Annotated in this window: 15 protein-coding genes and 2 pseudogenes; 6 read left to right on the top strand and 11 right to left on the bottom strand. The window is 62.4% G+C overall.

Annotated elements, in window-relative coordinates; translation table 11 throughout:
* Positions 1-62: 62 nt before the first annotated feature.
* Positions 63-485, bottom strand: a complete 423-nt coding sequence (locus tag OK015_RS02130) for a hypothetical protein (RefSeq protein WP_268128905.1) — start codon at positions 483-485, stop codon at positions 63-65.
* A gap of 48 nt (positions 486-533) precedes the next feature.
* Positions 534-611: pseudogene (locus tag OK015_RS29190) on the bottom strand (TetR family transcriptional regulator); the annotation flags it as partial.
* Positions 612-1365: 754 nt separating this feature from the next.
* Between OK015_RS29190 and OK015_RS02125 the strand changes: the two are divergent.
* The 6 genes and pseudogenes from OK015_RS02125 (at position 1366) to OK015_RS02105 (ending at position 5590) form a co-directional block, all read left to right on the top strand.
* Positions 1366-2286 carry a phosphotransferase gene (locus OK015_RS02125; protein ID WP_268128903.1) on the top strand — a complete coding sequence of 307 codons (921 nt, stop codon included), beginning with the start codon at positions 1366-1368 and terminating at the stop codon, positions 2284-2286.
* Positions 2287-2582: 296 nt separating this feature from the next.
* On the top strand, positions 2583-2996 hold the full coding sequence (locus OK015_RS02120; protein ID WP_268128901.1) for a nuclear transport factor 2 family protein: 414 nt from the start codon (positions 2583-2585) through the stop codon (positions 2994-2996).
* A gap of 21 nt (positions 2997-3017) precedes the next feature.
* Positions 3018-3401 (top strand): annotated as a pseudogene (locus tag OK015_RS29185) (SDR family NAD(P)-dependent oxidoreductase); the annotation flags it as partial.
* 55 nt (positions 3402-3456) lie between these two features.
* Positions 3457-3888 carry an SDR family oxidoreductase gene (locus OK015_RS02115; RefSeq protein WP_268128899.1) on the top strand — a complete coding sequence of 144 codons (432 nt, stop codon included), beginning with the start codon at positions 3457-3459 and terminating at the stop codon, positions 3886-3888.
* Between the two features lie 249 nt (positions 3889-4137).
* Positions 4138-5019: an enoyl-CoA hydratase/isomerase family protein gene (locus OK015_RS02110; RefSeq protein WP_268128897.1), complete on the top strand. Its 882-nt coding sequence runs from the start codon at positions 4138-4140 to the stop codon at positions 5017-5019.
* Positions 5012-5590: an enoyl-CoA hydratase-related protein gene (locus OK015_RS02105; RefSeq protein ID WP_268128895.1), complete on the top strand. Its 579-nt coding sequence runs from the start codon at positions 5012-5014 to the stop codon at positions 5588-5590. Before OK015_RS02110 ends, OK015_RS02105 begins: the two co-directional genes overlap by 8 nt.
* Here the strand turns inward: OK015_RS02105 and OK015_RS02100 are convergent.
* The 9 genes from OK015_RS02100 to OK015_RS02060 form a co-directional block, all read right to left on the bottom strand.
* Positions 5580-7175, bottom strand: a complete 1596-nt coding sequence (locus OK015_RS02100; RefSeq protein ID WP_268128894.1) for an AMP-binding protein — start codon at positions 7173-7175, stop codon at positions 5580-5582. The genes OK015_RS02105 and OK015_RS02100 overlap by 11 nt on opposite strands.
* Before the next feature lie 14 nt (positions 7176-7189).
* Complete coding sequence (locus OK015_RS02095) at positions 7190-8044, bottom strand: acyl-CoA thioesterase (protein WP_268128893.1); 855 nt, start codon at positions 8042-8044, stop codon at positions 7190-7192.
* A gap of 73 nt (positions 8045-8117) precedes the next feature.
* Positions 8118-9074, bottom strand: a complete 957-nt coding sequence (locus OK015_RS02090; protein ID WP_268128891.1) for an acyl-CoA dehydrogenase family protein — start codon at positions 9072-9074, stop codon at positions 8118-8120.
* On the bottom strand, positions 9071-10222 hold the full coding sequence (locus tag OK015_RS02085; protein ID WP_268128889.1) for an acyl-CoA dehydrogenase family protein: 1152 nt from the start codon (positions 10220-10222) through the stop codon (positions 9071-9073). The genes OK015_RS02090 and OK015_RS02085 overlap by 4 nt, the downstream gene beginning before the upstream one ends.
* Positions 10223-10396: 174 nt before the next feature.
* The gene (locus OK015_RS02080) at positions 10397-10588 is read right to left on the bottom strand and encodes a ferredoxin (RefSeq protein WP_268128888.1); all 192 of its coding nucleotides are present in this window, start codon (positions 10586-10588) and stop codon (positions 10397-10399) included.
* 13 nt (positions 10589-10601) lie between these two features.
* A complete protein-coding gene (locus OK015_RS02075; protein ID WP_268128886.1) occupies positions 10602-11363 on the bottom strand; it encodes an enoyl-CoA hydratase-related protein in 762 nt (253 codons plus the stop codon).
* A 47-nt stretch (positions 11364-11410) separates the two neighbouring features.
* Positions 11411-12526, bottom strand: a complete 1116-nt coding sequence (locus OK015_RS02070; protein ID WP_268128885.1) for an NDMA-dependent alcohol dehydrogenase — start codon at positions 12524-12526, stop codon at positions 11411-11413.
* Positions 12527-12561: 35 nt separating this feature from the next.
* The gene (locus tag OK015_RS02065) at positions 12562-13662 is read right to left on the bottom strand and encodes a Rieske 2Fe-2S domain-containing protein (RefSeq protein WP_268128884.1); all 1101 of its coding nucleotides are present in this window, start codon (positions 13660-13662) and stop codon (positions 12562-12564) included.
* Positions 13663-13798: 136 nt separating this feature from the next.
* A complete protein-coding gene (locus OK015_RS02060; RefSeq protein WP_268128882.1) occupies positions 13799-15370 on the bottom strand; it encodes an aldehyde dehydrogenase family protein in 1572 nt (523 codons plus the stop codon).
* Positions 15371-15784 lie beyond the last annotated feature (414 nt).

The raw sequence follows: 15784 nt of genomic DNA, 5'->3' as shown, positions 1-15784 counted from the left end.
GCAGAGCCGACGGTCACGACCGCAAGGTTATTGAGCGTTCGAAACTTGCCGCTCGCAACGCCCTAACCCAGAACCCCCAGCAGACGTTCGGTCCTCCCACGCAGTCCGACAAGCACGGAGTCGACATGCGGGCCGGGATGCAGAAGCCAGGAGTAACAGATGCCGATACCAGCATCGAAGAAGGACCGCGCCTCATCGCGAGCATCGATGTCTTTACGAATGGACCCGTCGTCCTGTCCGCGTTCGACGATATTCGTCAGGTCCTCGAGATAGCGGACGAACCACGCTTCGATCCACGAGCGGTGCTCGGCGGTTGGGCCGACCGCCTCAAACCACAGCATTAGAAATGCGCGGAGTGTTGCCGCGTCCGAGCGCACTTGCTCACGCAGAATCTCGACTCGGTCCAGTAGCTCCGCGAGTCCGTTGTCCCGCGGCGGGCCTCCGGCCTCAAAACGCTCTTCGTAGGTGAGCAGCAGCGCCCTCAACAGTCCATCCCGAGACCCGTACCGCGCATTTACCATCGTGCTGCTGTAGCCGGCACGCCGGGCGATGTCAGCGCTCGATGAACGCTCCCAACCTCGTTCGGCTATGAGCTCCACCGCCGCACGCATTAACTCGCGTGCTGAGACAGCTTTGCGTTCAGCATGTGTCCTGGACTGACGGCGCTCTTCCATGGTCACATCCCGAAGGATGGCATAACGTGGCCCAGTTGGCGCGAGGGTTATCGTGGCGGCATCGCGACCGGTGTCCATCGGCATGTCGTTGGCGAAGAGCAGTCTGAACCGTTGCGACATTACCGGCTTTCGCCATCAGTTCCGCGCGGAAGCAGTCGACGGCGCAGTGGCCCTGCGCGACCCGGCGACCAACAGCTCGCCAGTCGACACGAGCAGCGTTGGGCCTCAATTTCGTCGATGCGTGCGAGACTACCAACCGATCGTACGAATAATTCGTTCGATTATTGGATAAGTCAATCTCCGCATCAGCATGCTCCGCGTTTCTGAGGTTGTGCCGGAGCCTAACTGCACGCCCAGCCTTCCTGGCCCGCTGTCTCAATCGTTCGTATGATGCGGTGGTGCGGCTGGCCGGATACCGCGTTACCCAAGGAGCCCCATGGGACCCAGGCTCGACCTGCTCAGCAAGATCGTCCAAGTCGGCGGGCATGTCCTGTGCGAACGCATCACCTCTCCGGTCGCGACCGGACGCGCAGACGTCCCGCGAGACGGCACGGCGGTCTCCGTCGAGTGGCTCACCGCCGTGTTGTGCCGACAACATCCAGGGACGCGAGTACTGGGCTTTACGGCGACCCCTGACAGTTCGGGAACGTCCAGCCGCGTTCGCCTACGTATCAGGTACAACCATGACGGCGTGGACGCCGGACTCCCCGAATGGATATTCGTCAAAGCCAGCAAGACACTTGCGCAACGCATAATCATTGGTGGCTCGGGCGCGCTAGCCGGCGAAACGCGTTTCTTCATGGATCTGTTGCCCCGACTGAACGTTGAAGCACCAGTTGGGTACTGGGCTGCATACAACGAAGCCTCGTGGCGATCCGTCGTCCTGCTCGAAGACATCGCCTATTCGAAAGCAGCACAATTCATCGAGCCGGTCACGTCCCTGACCCGCGGACAAGTCGAGGACATCGTCGGCCTGATGGCCGCCTACCACGGGACCTTTTGGAACAGCCCGGATCTTCGCGCCATGAAGACGCCGCGGGACTTCCTCCGCAGGCTGTCGACGTTTGTCAACATGCGTGCCCGCGCCGCCGTCGGGCATCAACGCGCCCAAGACGTCATCCCCTCCTCTCTGCACGGTCAGACCGACCGGATATGGCAGGGGACGGTTCGGTGCTTGGACATCGCCACCGATAACTTGCCGCCCACACTGCTGCACGGTGACAGCCATGCTGGCCAGACTTACCTCACCGGTGACGGGCGGATGGGTCTCACAGATTGGCAAACCTGTATGCGCGGCGGATGGGCATTCGATTTCACCTACTTCGTCACCACGGCTTGTGAGCCGCAGGATCGCAGGGACTGGGAAAAAGACCTGCTGAGGTTCTACCTCGACCGCCTAGCTCAGGAGGGTGTCGTCGAAGTCCCGCGCTTTGAGGAAGCCTGGCGCAGTTACCGACAGATGGTGTTCTATCCGCTGACAGCATGGACATTCACTATCGGCCGTGCGGCATATCAGCCGCGGATGCAGCCCGATAGCACCTGCCGCGCTCTCATCCACCGGCTGTCCACGGCGGTACAGGATCTCGATTCCTTCGCTGCGGTCGGCGTCTGAACACGCCGAACGGCCAGGCGCGCAAGGGCAGTTGGAGTCAGGGCCGCCGGGGCCGACGCTGCCATCTCTACTGATCGGCTGAATTCTTCTTGTGCCACGTGCCCGTCAAGGGAATCGAGGGCCAAGACCATCGCCGCGAAGACTCGGCACAGCCGCGGTTAAAGACAGAGATGATCCGCGCTTTGGTATGCACTACAGTCCGATTAGCGCGGACCAAGTCGGACTTCGAGAAGTATCAACCGTACGGTTGAGATTGGTGCTACGCTCTACTGGACCTCGAGAAAGGGACGCCGAAGATGTCTGATCTGCTATCAGAAGACCAAAGACAGGTCACCGAGGCGACCCGCGGTGTGATCACCGCGGCCTACACAGCCGCCAAAGCCTCAGACATGGCGAGAATCACCGAAATCCTGGATCCCGACGTCGTGTTGCACGAGGCAGCAAGCCTAGGCAATGGCGGTGTCCACCGGGGCATTCAAAACGTGCTGCAGGCAATGGCTTATGTTTTTGAAACCTTCGACATGGCCAAGTTGACCGTTGATGACATCGTCGTCGACCGTGAGCTGGCCGTGGGCCTGGTGAACCTGGTGTTTCGGGATCGCGAGGGGGGCTGCTCGGTTGCCGAGGTGTGGCGTGTGCACGATGGCCGCATCGTCGAGGTCCGCCCGTTCTACTGGGACACCGCCGCAATCATCGGCGCGGCAAGCTGACCCGCCACATCGAGGATCACCATGGCCCCTAGGCGTCTTGCGGGGAAGGTCGCCGTCATCACCGGTGGCGTCAGCGGAATCGGTCTCGCCGCATCCGAGCTCTTTGCGTCGGAAGGCGCCTCGGTCGTCGTCGCCGATGTCAATGACGCCGCGGGCGCAGCCCTCGAGCAAGGGTGGGGCGAAGCACTGGTTTATCACCACACCGATGTCACTGATGAGAATCAGATTGAATCCGCGATCAGTCGTGCCGTCAGCGAGTTCGGCCGGCTTGACATCATGGTCAACAATGCGGGCACCCGGGGCGACACTGCGTCGCTGACCGATTTGACCGTCGACGGGTTCGATTCGTCGTTGGCACTGCTTACTCGATCGGTCGTGATGGGACACAAGCACGCCGCACGCCAATTCATCACACAGCAATCCGGCGGATCGATCGTTCAGCACCGCCAGCGCGGCCGGTATGCAAGGTGGTTGGGGGCCGGCCGCATACTCGATCGCCAAAAGCGCCATCGTGGGCGTCGTCCAGGTGGCTGCGGCAGAACTCGCGCCACACAAGATTCGTTCGAATGCCATTGCGGCGGGACTCATTACCACCGCCGGTCTGCTGGCATATCTTGGTGCGCCCGCAGATCAGCTGTCGGAGTTCCGGCATTATCTGAACGAGCGCATCGGTTGGACACAGCCGCTGGGGCGGCTCGGCGTACCGGCCGACGTCGCCGAAGCCGCCTTGTGGCTGGGCAGCGACGCTTCCTCATGGGTCACGGGCGCGGTCATTCCGGTCGACGGTGGTTCGACCACCGTGTACACGGGTGCATTCGCTACCGAGGCCGCCAAGATTGGCGCGGAATTCCGCGACCACGCAGCGCGGGTCTTGGCTGGGCGTGGCGTTTAGCCCACCGCGTTCGCCGTGGCGTTGATGTTCAAATCGTCGCCGCCGGTTGAGGACTCAGGGTGGCGATGCGCAAAGACGCGTGTCAAGGTATCCGTTTATCAACCGATCGGCGGATCGCGGAACGAGCTCCGTGATCTGTCTAAAGTGTTTAGTTATCTGTACCGTTACGCGTTTTCGCGGCACAATAGTCGTCATGTTGACCATGGAATTCGTACGATCGTTCAACGCCGAGGTGGGCGAGGCGGTGCGATGAGCGATCTCGAGGTCTTGCGCCGCGGGAGTGTCGCCGTACTGAGATTGAATCGTCCGGAACGCCACAACGCATTCGGAGGCCGGCTCTTCGCTGATCTACTCGAGGCGGCCGAGGCGGCCGACCAGAACGACGAGGTCCGATCGCTCGTGACGACGGGTGCTGGCGATACGTATGGCGTGGGCGCCGATCTGTCGGAGTTGAAAGACCTCGCGGGTCGCGGCCCCATCGATCTTGGCGAACTCGGCGTCGACGGCATCGGCGGCGAGAAGGGGTTGCCCGCGCAGTCTGCCGCGCAAAAAAGTGTCGACCATCTCGGTATCGGCCGCTGGTCACTACGTTTTCGCGAACTCGGCCTGCCGACCGTAGCGGCGATCAACGGTGCGGCTGCCGGTGGCGCTATGGGGTTGGCATTGCTGCACGACGTCCGAATTGCGTCGACCACGGCGAAGTTCGCTACCGGCTGGATCCGCATCGGTCTGGGCCCCGAGATGGGCGTGAGTTGGCTGCTGCCTCGACTTCTCGGCGAGGCGCGGGCATTCGATCTGCTCACCCGGACCCAGCCCGTCGAGGCCGAAGAGGCTCTCGAACTTGGACTCGTCGAAGCGGTTGTCCAACCAAGGGATCTCATCGAAGCGGCGACCGCGCGTGCCGCGGCGTTCGCCACCTTACCAGCGGGTGCCTGCCGCGCGACGAAGCGGATCCTGCATTCTGCGTCAGAGTCGACCTTTGGCGACCAACTCGAGCGCGAATGGATGGCACAACGACTGTTGTTCTCCAGCAACGAGAGTCGGAAGTTATTGGTCGACGCACTCTCATCGGATGCACACCGCGCGGCGGTCGGGAATCCCTCGCACCCATCGCGAGCCACTGATGTCTGATGTCGCACTGGTCGAAGTAACCAATGGCGTCGCCGATGTCCGGCTCAATCGCCCGCACGTGATGAACGCCTTCAACGACGACATGTTCGAGGTGCCGGTCATCGCTGCTATCCATGGCGCAGCAGTGGGTGCGGGTTTGCAATTGGCGCTGGGAGCGGACTTGCGCTACGCGACCCCAACCGCGAAGTTCGCAGTGGGCGAAATCAATTGGGGACTCATCCCAGACATGGGTGGCACACAGCTATTGCCACCGCTTATCGGCCTTGATCATGCGCGAGACCTGATCTATTCGGGCAGGACGATCACGGGAGCCGTCGCGGCGCAGTTGGGCCTTGTCACCGCGCTGTTCGAGGATCCGCTCTCCGCCGCGCGTGATTGGGCACGCATGGTCGCATCGCGAAATCCGCACGCCATCCGCGACGCCAAGGCGCTGACCGCCCTGACGCAACCGGTGAGCGCGGAGGGATTGCTCGCTGAGCGCAAGGCCATGCGACAGACGATGGGCAGCGAAAACCAGATCGAGGCTGTCCGTGCGAACCTCGAAGGTCGTGGCCCCCGGTTCACTCAGTGACAAGGCCCGCACGTGTTAGCCGGTAGCCGGCCTGCTGTCGATCCCAGGTCGCGTCCGAATTCCCCGCCGCCCTCAGCACATGCTTCTGAACCCTCTGTGTAGGAGTCTTCGGTAACTGATCGATCAGTTGATAGAAGCGCGGAACCATGTGATAGGGCATGCGTTCGGTGAGGTACATCAACATCGCATGGAAATCGACGCCGACATCGGATGCGGCGACGACGAAGACCTTGACCTCGTCGTCGCCGCCGAACTCCGCGGGATATGCGACACAGGCCGCCTCGAGGACTCCGGGGAAGCTAGTGACCTCACGTTCGACCTCGTAGCTCGAGATGTTCTCACCTCGGCGACGTATCGCGTCCTTGTAACGGTCGACGAAGTAGCAGTACCCGTCGCTGTCAACGCGGACTGCGTCGCCAGTGTGCAGCCAGCCGTTACGCCACAACGCGGCCGATTCTTCCGGACGCTTGAAATACCCTTGAGACTGCAGCCACGGCCGGTGACAGCGGGTGGTCAACTCTCCGACCGCCCCGGGAGGAACAGGGTAGTCGTGCTCGTCAACGATGCGGATCTCGTATCCCGGGCGAACCCTGCCGCCACTCCCTGCCCGCCACGGCGTCCGAAGCGTGCTGCAGGCCACCAGGTTTGTCTCCGTCAGGCCGTACGCAGTCACCAACCCGTCCAGTCCAAATCGGTCCATGTAGTGCTGAGGGTCGTCAGGAAGCGGCGCACAAAACATGAATCGCAAGTAGTGGTCACGGTCGGCCCGAGTCGGCGGTTGCGAAGAGAGAAACTGTGACACCGTGCCGGGCGCGATGCTGAAGGTCGAGCCGAGTTCCTTTGCGGTGGACCAATATGAACTCATCGCCGGTGCCGACCTCACCACGATCGTGCCACCGACTCGCATCATCTGTAGAGCGGGCGCCATCCCCGAGAGATGGAACCAGGGCATGTCGCCCTGAAACACGTCGTCGGCTCCCAGGCCGCATTCGTCCACCAAGAAGTCGACGAAACTGCAAACGTAGGCATGGGTAGTGATCGAGGCCTTCGACGGGCCGGTGGTACCCGAGGTCATCAGGAGACAACAGGGATCCCACGGCTTGGGGGGTGACTCGAGTGGGTCGACTTCTTCTGAGCCCTCGCTCAATTCCGCCGGGGTCACCACAAGCTGCTGCGCCGCGTCGTCGAGCTGCGTGGCGACGTCCGCCAGCGCCACGATTGCCGTCGGGTCCACCAAGTCGCACGCTTCTGTGAGCAGCCGGCCCCGAAGGTTCGGATTCACCGCTACGAACATCGCCCCGAGCAGGGTCGCTCCCCACCATGCCCGCAGCCAGGTTTCGCCGTTGGGCAAGGGCATCATCACCCGATCCCGCGGACCTACTCCCCTGCTCGCCAGCACGTTCGCCGCGCGGGCCCCCTCCTGAAGCGCGCGCGCCCACGTCCACGTCTCGCCACTCTCCAACTGCACCAAGACACGATCCGGCCAGCGTGCGGCCCCGTCGCGAAGCAACTCGTAGGTCGTAGTCTCGTGACTGGTTTTCACCTGCCACGCTGGGGTTTTGGCATCCACCGCAGACGCGGTCACTGGACGATGACGGGTCAGTGTCTTTCGGCGCTGTCGACGACCCATGTCACCGCCTCCTGAATAACGGTGGCAACGGGTTGTTGGTCCGTTGAACGTATTTCGCCGCGCACCAAACCACGTCCGCCGGACTGTACGGGTGAGAGTGACTCGATCAGCAACCAGTGGTCGACTTTCGGGGCGCGATGGAACCACACGGAGTGCTGCGTAGTGGCGTAGCGCAACGTACGGTCACTGCCGGAGTGGCCGTGTTCGAGACAAAGCGGCTCGAAAAAGTAGATGTCACTGACGAAGAGCAAGGCAGCTTCGTGGACGCCGATGTCCGACGGTTGTTGAGAAACGGTTCGAAACCACAACTGGCGAACCAATCTTCCGTCCGTGCGGTCGTCGACGAATCGGATGTCGAAGTCTTCGTCGGTGACGGCACGAGATCGGTGTGGGGTGCCGGTCGGCGGCATCGAGTCGGGATGCACCGCTGTTGGCCAGGTACCGTGCGTCCAGCCGACGCGGGGTCTATGGAAGCCGACGGTGCCGACCGCGACGGTGAGGTCATCCTGCGTCACGCTGATGCGCCGTAGGGCCGACGAAGCTCCGTCGTGCACCGTCTCTACCTGATAGTCGACGGGACGGCCGCCATCCGCCGGTCGCAGGAACCGTACGTCGAGGCTGTTGGTGCGCACGGTCGACGTGAGGGTTGCGCGGGCGGCCGTGAGTAGCTGAGCCAACAGGGTACCGCCGTACATCCGACCACCTTTGGGGTCGCAGCGTCGACTTCGCCAGGTCGCATCGCCGATATGGTCGACGGCGAAGAGCTCGGCAACGCCGCCGTAGGCCGCCTCTTCTTCGGATGCCGATGCAACGCGCGGGTCCATCACTTGCACAGTCACTTTCGCTCAGGTGTGCGCCAGGGCCATCCACCATCGTGCGCGCTGGTCACGTCGCCCATTACCCATGCACCGTGAGATCGCGGTGCAGCAGTTGTGCTGCGTGTGCACCCGCTCCGAGCAGATCGTCTTGGAGCTGCAAAGCTCGTTTGTAGTACAGGTGTGGCACCGCCTCGGTGGTAAATCCCATGCCTCCATGCACCTGGATCGCCGTTTGGGCAGCCTGAATTGCTCCTCGGGCTGCCACGACGGCCGCGGCGATCGCTTGATCTGGTGCGGCGGGGTTGCGCTCCGACCAGCAGAGTGCGGCGGTCAGCACTTGGCTTCGTGACATCTCGAGGTTGGTGTAGGTGTCGGCCAACATGTGTTTGATGGCTTGGAAAGAGCCGATCGGGCGACCGAACTGCTGGCGTTTCTTCGCGTAGTCCACCGCGGCATCCAGTGCGCCGACGCCTACACCGACAAGATGGGCTGCCACCAGAACAGCGAATTGCCAACGCCAACATTCGATCTCGTCAGCACCGGCCACGGCGACACCGGTGGTGGGAATCGCGCCGCGTACGACGGCGCGAGGCAAGGTCGGATCGATGTGCGGCACGCTCGCCCAGGTGACGGCCTCGGAGTCCAAGACGTATGCACCACTGGAGCTGACGAATACGACTTGGTCCGTTCGACCGCCGTAACTAATACCGCGATCTTGGTCGAACGAACCCGTGATCGTCGTCGAACCGGAGAGTAGACCGGGCGTCACAGACCCCAGGAGGTCAGCCCACACCAGCAGTGGGGTGGGCGCCAGTGCGGCACCGCACACGAATGCCGACAGCACTGCTTCCACGGCACTCAACCCGCTACCTTGCGGCTCGGGATGGCGAACGCCAAGGATGCCGATATCGGCAAGAGCTTTGACACTTCCGCCTTGATCCGCATTGCTCGTGTGCCATTTCCCGGCGAACGTGTCGCACACCTCGGTAGTCACCGCCACCAGTTGGTGCTGAATGTCGTCGAGTTCCAGGTTCATCGGGGACTCCTGGGCAGGCCGAGTAATCGCTCGGCGATGATGTCGCGCTGTATTTGTGAAGTGCCACCTGCGATCTCAGATGCGAACATCCAAAGTCGTTGCCGTAAAGCCTCTTCGGCCCATTCGCGGTCCTTGCCGGGAAGCGCGGCCGTGGCGATGGGCGCCACGAGCGCTCCCAGCCGATTGGCCAGCGCGGAGAAACCCAGTTTGAATGTCGACACTTCGAACCGCGGCGCCGCACCGTAGGCAGAGGCGGACACGTTGCGGCGAAGCAATGCCCACGCAGACGCGAGTTCGGCTTTTAGCTGAGCGAGTTCGGTTGCAACGGTGTGATCGCCGGAGACCCGTTCTGCCAGTTGGTCGGCAAGTCGTACCGCCGCGACGAGATCACCCGTGAAAGCGAGCAAGCGCTCATGCGTAAGTGTCGCCATCGCGACCTGCCAACCACCGCCTTCTTCGCCCACTCGATGTGATACCGGGCACCGCACCTCGTCCAGGAACATCTCGCAAAAGTCTGCACCGCCATCGATGGTGTGAATGGGCCGTACATCGATCCCCGGCGTGTCCATCGGAACGGCAAGCCATGCCAGGCCTTGATGGCCAACGGAGTCGGGCTCAACACGCACGACCATCTCGCACCAGTCGGCAACGTGGGCGTTCGTGCTCCAGATCTTCTGCCCGCTGATGACGTAATCGTCACCGTCGCGTTCGGCGCGTGTTCTGATCGCGGCAAGATCTGATCCGGCACCGGGCTCACTGAACCCTTGGCACCAGACGCATTCTCCGCGGAGGATAGGGGGGACCAGCCGGGCCTGGATCTCGTCCGGCGCCATGGCGATCAACGTCGGCCCAGCATGCATCAACCCGACAAGGTTCATCCCGACCCCGGGGGCCCGCGCGCGTGCAGTTTCCTCCAGGAAGATCAGTTGTTCGGCGGCGCTACCACCTTGGCCGCCAAACTCCACTGGCCAGTCGATGCCGGCAAAGCCCGCGTCGAACAAACGGCGTTGCCAGTCGAGGTCGTATCTGCGCCGACCCTGACCGTCACCCTGGCTCGGGCGAGGAGGCAGATCGGGAACCGTGGCGGCAAGCCAGTCCCGCAGCCGAGCCCGCAACTCGCCTTGCTTTTCATCATCGTGAAGCTGCATGACGCTCCACCGCCGCTTCATGCGTGTTGGCTCGCATGATCCCTTTCTGTGCGCGTCACGCGCCGGTCGAATGGCATTGGGTTCCTATCGGTGCGACACCTGGTCCCGGTGGATTTTTGGCGTAACCGTCTTGTCCATTGATCCCGGAGATGCCGATTCCCTCAGGGCGGCGGACTACTCGATAAGTGTGATCGCTCGCTCGGGGCACGCTTCGGCACCGCGCTTCGCTTGGTCGATCAGATGCTCCGGAACTTGTCCGTCCGGCTGCTCCGCGTATCCGAAATCGTCGAGGGTGAACAGGTCGGGACCGAGCGCCGCGCATTGGCCATGCCCGGCACAGAGGGTCGAATCAACGAGTACTTTCATCGGGTAACTTCCCTCAGCGCCAACGCCATTGCGGTTCACGCTTTTCCAGGAATGCGGCGCGCGCCTCGCTGCTGTCCTCGAACGTCAAGAGCCGGTTCGTGTAGTCCTGCTCCGTGCGGTAGGCGTCCTTGAGCGGCAGGAACTCCACCCGATTCATCGACTCCTTGGCCAATCGCAGCGCTATCGGACTCTTCTCGGCGAGGCGCGCGGCGAGGTCGTGAGCCGTGTGCATCAGTTGGTCGGGTGGCACGACCGCGCGGATTGCACCGAGGCGATGGAGCTCGGCAGCTGGAACCTTTTCACCCAGGAAGAACATCTCACGGGCCTTATGCCTGCCGACCATCAGAGACAGCTGCGAACTGGCACCGAGCAGACCGACATTGATTTCCAAAGTGCCAAACGTCGCGTGGTCGGCGGCGACGATCATGTCGCAGCATGCGGCGAATGCCACCCCTCCGCCAATCGCGGGTCCGTTCACCGCAGCTATCACCGGGACGGCGCAGTCCGTGACAGCCCATTGAGCCTCGCGCGCGATGAGTCCGAGATCGACCGTCTCCGTTGGTGGCTCGTCCGCGCAACGGCTCCCGTAGCTGGTTAGGTCCGCACCGCCGATGAACGCGCGAGTCCCCGCACCGGTGAAGATCGCCACGCGCACGTCGCGACGATCGTTGAGCCCCCGGAAGGCGTCGCGAAGTGCTAGCAGAGTGGATCTGTCGAGCGCGTTTACCGGTGGCCGGTCGAGAGTGACCGTCGCGACGTAATCTGTCACCGTCACGCGGACCGAGCCGTCGGCTTCAGTCGGCGTCGCTGTCCGGGCCTCCATCAGAAGGTAACGATTCCGCGGATGTTCTTGCCGGCGTGCATGTCGCGATAGCCCTGGGCAACTTGGTCGAGGGTGTAGCGAGCGGTGATCAACTCGTCGAGCTTGAGTGTGCCCGACCGGTACAGCTCGAGTTGCCGGGGAATGTCTCGCGACGGATTGCACTGTCCGTACAGGGAGCCCTGGATTCTCTTCTGCGATAGTACGAGATCCATCAGCGGGATGTTGGCGGCCATTTCGGCGTAGTTGCCGATTCCGGTGATCACGCACGTCCCGGCTTTGCGAATGGTGGAATAGGCTTGCGTCACGTGGTCGGCGGTGGTGACGCCGACGGTCACGATGGCAGCATCTGCGCCTTGGCCATTGGTGACGCTGCGAGCAAATTCCCCCGCAGTTTCGATATCCGGGAATGTTTCGGTAGCGCCCAGCTTCTCGGCCAGTTCCCGCTTGAAGGGCACCGGATCCACAGCGATGACATGAGCGGCCCCGGCATGCGCGGCGCCCTGCACGGCGTTGATACCGATGCCCCCGATACCCATAACGATCACCGTGTCGTTGATCTGCACATTTGCGGAGTACACCGACGAGCCCCACCCGGTTCCCACGCCGCAGCCCAATAGGCAAAGCGGCTCCAAGGGCACTTCCTTGGGCATCTTGATGGCGCTGTTGACATCGATGGTGGTGTATTCGGAAAAGGTTGACAATCCAGCCATTTGGCCCACGGGCTGCCCGTCGAGGTGCAACCGGAAGCTGGTCGGGTCGTCGAATCGAGACCCCAGCAGCAGATTGGCTCCCAGGTCGCAGAGATTCTGCATCCCGGACGCGCACCAGCGACAATGCCCGCACGCGGGCAGGAATGAGAACACGACATGGTCGCCCTCGGCGAATCCCTTGACACCAGAACCGATATCGACCACAACGCCGGCACCCTCGTGGCCGCCGGCGAAGGGAAGGCTTGCCATTGGCATGTCACCGGTGGCCAAATGATCGTCAGAATGGCACAAGCCGGCCGACACCATCTTGACCGTGAGCTCACCGACTCCGGCCTCTTCGAGTTCTAGTTCCGCTACCTCATACTCGCCCGGTAACTGCCGGACGATCGCTGTACGGGTCTTCATCTCAACTCCTGTGTTGTGACGGTCGGCTCGGATGCCTAGTTGTCGTTACCCGTTGAATAGACCGGGTTGGGATAGAACTGGTCGAAGTGACGCCGAATGAATGCGTACCGAGTTTGTTCCTCGGTCCCAGTGAAAATCGGCTTGACGATGTACTTCTGGTTCTGCCAGATGTGAAAGTCATTGCGAATCTGCCAATGTTGCGCCGCCATCATCTGGCCGCTCCGCCCATGAGGCGTATCACCGTCGTCACCAGGCTCACGCGTTGCGGTGACAGTGCTGAAGAAGATTGCATTGTTGTCATCGACGGGTGTGAGAGTGGGGAGATGGATACATACGAAGTCATCGATCCGGAACCGGGCGACGCCGAGTGACGCACCCCAAAAGAAGTTGTCGACATAACCCAAAACGGGGCCGTCAGGCGTGAGCCAGGTCTTGTCCTTACCCCCTCCGAACATCAGCCGCATGACGTTTTCGGCATAGGGTCCGTCGACGTTGTAGTCGGAAAACTCCGCATCCAGGTAGGAGCCGTGAACGTACTTGAAGTGGTGTGGGTCGGCGCTATTCTCGAACGGGAACTGCGGTTTCGCCAGGTACGGTCCGTCGACCGTGGTGTCGATGGGGTAGTAGTTGGACTTGTCGCCGAACCACGGCAGCCCAGGCCACTCGTAGGTCGGCTCAGCTTGATCGTGGTCGTACCACATCACGATGATGTCGTCGATCTCGCGCACGTGCCGTTTGCGGATCTTTGCCTTGGTCGGCCTGCCGGGACGGTAAGGGATGTCCACGTTCCTGCCTTCGGTGTCCCACAGCCACCCGTGGAAGGGGCAAGAGATGGTCTCGCCGCACACCCCTCCACCGAACTCCGACGGAGAGGGCTTGCCGAGGTGAGCGCCCATGTGGGGGCAGTAGGCGTCGAGCACTGACAGGGCGCCCGATTCGGTCCGGAACGCGACGAGGTCCTCGTTGAACCACTTTGCTGGCTTGACTTCGCCGGGTTTGATCTCGTTGGAATAGCCGATCACGTACCAGCCAGTCGCAAAATCGGTGTAGGGCCAACCGTGCATCTGGACGGTCCCTACGCCGAGGCCCATCTCCAAACCGCTGCGTTCCGCGGTCCGCCTATCGAAGCTGGTCATCGTGGTCCTTCCGCCGTGAGCCTGGCGCCGCCTGTCTGGATGTTCCGCGCATAAAGCCGTTCAACATCCTCAACCTATCGGTTGATATTTCTCGGCTAGCTGGGCTATGCAATGCTAAATTGCTGTAATTTAGTTGTCAAACGTTCGGTCGAGATCTGTCTCGTTGTGATGGGAGGCCTAGCCGCCTCCGCCAATCGCGCATGCCCAGAAGCCGGATCGCTCCACTGACCATGCGGGCCTTCGTCGGCGTGTACGGATACCACTGCGGTTCCTTGCTCCCGATGGTGACGCGATCGGCGACGAAGGCTTGTGTCCTGCAGTACTTCTGCACTGAGTGCGCCCCGCCCAACCGCGCCCCCAAGCCCGATTCCTTCCAGCCACCAAATGGCAGCGGCGACTGAAACAGCGTCGCCAACGCGGCGTTGGCCGACACCCCACCGGTCTCGAGCCGTTTGGCGACGCGCACCGCTCGGTCGGGATCGGAGGTCCACACACTTCCGGAGAGCCCATAGGGCGAATCGTTGGCCAGCGAGATCGCCTCGTCCTCGGAGCGCACCTTCATCACCGGCAGCGTGGGTCCGAACGTCTCCTCTGTCATGCAGTCCATCGAGTGGTCGACATCGACGAGAACGGTGGGCAGGAAGTAGTTGCCCGGTGGGCGCCGCTCACCCCCGGTCAGAACGCGCGCCCCCCTGGCCACCGCGTCATTGACGTGGCGTTCCACGATGTCGACCTGCGCCGGGGTCACCAGCGCGCCAACGTCCTTGGTGAACGAATGGTCGGTGTCCACGCCGACCCTCAGGGCTGCGGTTTGCTCGGCAAGCTTGGTGACGAACTCGTCGTAGACCTTTTCGTGGACGTAGACACGTTCGATCGAGATGCAAGCCTGCCCGCAGTTGTAGAAGCCGCCCCAGACCGCCGCCGCGACAGCCCGATCCACCGGCGCATCGTCGAGGACGATCATTGCGTCCTTGCCGCCCAGTTCCAGGCCGCACGGAATGAGCCGCTCCGCAGCACGAATTGCGATCGCCCGCCCGGTTCGGGTCGATCCGGTGAATTGGATCATGTCGACCTGATCGACGACGGCCGCCCCGGTGGCACCCAGGCCGGTCGCGCACCCCAACACGGGCGGCGCGCCGATCTCCTCGCGCCAGCCGCGCACCACCTCGACCCAGGTCAACGGCGTCGCCTCAGAGGGCTTCGTCAACACGGCTGCTCCCGCGGCGAGTGCGAACGGCACGTCGAGCATCGGCATCCCCAACGGTGCATTCCAGGGAGTGATGACGCCGACTAACTGGTGCGGTCGAAAGTGCACCCGCAACCTCTTGGCCACGTTGGCCGGCCCGTAGGTGGAAACCTTCTGATCCGCCAACCACCTATCGAGGTTTTTGGTGATGTAGTTGATGATCTCGACCGCAATCGACGTCTCCATGGCGACGTCGCCCCACGACTTGCCGCTCTCAGCCTGATCGAGGTCCAGCAGTCGACGCTCGTTGTCCATGATCCAGTCCAGCCAGTCGAGCAGATGTCGAGCCCTGCCACGCGGGCCGATGGCCTCCCACTCCGGTTGAGCGGCACGAAGGCCTGCCGCCATGACCGCGACCTGCTCGGCCGCGTGCACGGGCACTGTCGCGATCACCCGGCCATTGGCGGGATTGTGTACCTCGAATCGTTCGTCCGTTATCAACGAATCAGCCGTAGCGGTCATGACACCTCCATCCGTCTCCACCTCAGATCCCTGAGGAGCTCTATCCGGCCGGCCAATCCCTAGGCTATACCAGCAAATCGGTCGACCGGATGACGACTACAGAACGCGGCGGTAAGGGCGTTAAAATGCACTGTAACTGCTGTATTGATCAGACATACGTGCTGGCGGGATTCGGTCTGGCGTCAGTTATTCAACCTATCGATTGAGCTGTCGCCGGGCTTCGAGCTGCCACCAGAGCCGAGCGCGACCCAGGCCGGTAGCCGATGAGGCCACCGCGACCCAACGTGCGGTCGACGGATTCCGGTCCGCCCGGCCTCCACTGCCCTCAGCCACGAGGACCTTATCAACCGATCGGTTGACATCGAGATGTGTCGGTCTTAGATTTCCCGCAACGCGGTCTTCCAGCGCGTCACC

The sequence above is a fragment of the Mycobacterium sp. Aquia_216 genome (genome assembly GCF_026723865.1).
Taxonomy (GTDB): Bacteria; Actinomycetota; Actinomycetes; order Mycobacteriales; family Mycobacteriaceae; genus Mycobacterium.
The sequence above is the reverse complement of the archived record's forward strand: the minus strand, read 5'-3'. Positions and strand labels throughout refer to the sequence as shown.

What these genes read in the sequence shown, in the direction of transcription:
- OK015_RS02095 (WP_268128893.1), bottom strand. Translation starts at nt 8,044, where the DNA reads ATGGACCCGCGCGTTGCATCGGCATCCGAAGAAGAGGCGGCCTACGGC.
- OK015_RS02080 (WP_268128888.1), bottom strand. Translation starts at nt 10,588, where the DNA reads ATGAAAGTACTCGTTGATTCGACCCTCTGTGCCGGGCATGGCCAATGC.
- OK015_RS02065 (WP_268128884.1), bottom strand. Translation starts at nt 13,662, where the DNA reads ATGACCAGCTTCGATAGGCGGACCGCGGAACGCAGCGGTTTGGAGATG.
- OK015_RS02070 (WP_268128885.1), bottom strand. Translation starts at nt 12,526, where the DNA reads ATGAAGACCCGTACAGCGATCGTCCGGCAGTTACCGGGCGAGTATGAG.
- OK015_RS02085 (WP_268128889.1), bottom strand. Translation starts at nt 10,222, where the DNA reads ATGCAGCTTCACGATGATGAAAAGCAAGGCGAGTTGCGGGCTCGGCTG.
- OK015_RS02090 (WP_268128891.1), bottom strand. Translation starts at nt 9,074, where the DNA reads ATGAACCTGGAACTCGACGACATTCAGCACCAACTGGTGGCGGTGACT.
- OK015_RS02115 (WP_268128899.1), top strand. Translation starts at nt 3,457, where the DNA reads ATGCAAGGTGGTTGGGGGCCGGCCGCATACTCGATCGCCAAAAGCGCC.
- OK015_RS02105 (WP_268128895.1), top strand. Translation starts at nt 5,012, where the DNA reads ATGTCTGATGTCGCACTGGTCGAAGTAACCAATGGCGTCGCCGATGTC.
- OK015_RS02120 (WP_268128901.1), top strand. Translation starts at nt 2,583, where the DNA reads ATGTCTGATCTGCTATCAGAAGACCAAAGACAGGTCACCGAGGCGACC.
- OK015_RS02110 (WP_268128897.1), top strand. Translation starts at nt 4,138, where the DNA reads ATGAGCGATCTCGAGGTCTTGCGCCGCGGGAGTGTCGCCGTACTGAGA.
- OK015_RS02060 (WP_268128882.1), bottom strand. Translation starts at nt 15,370, where the DNA reads ATGACCGCTACGGCTGATTCGTTGATAACGGACGAACGATTCGAGGTA.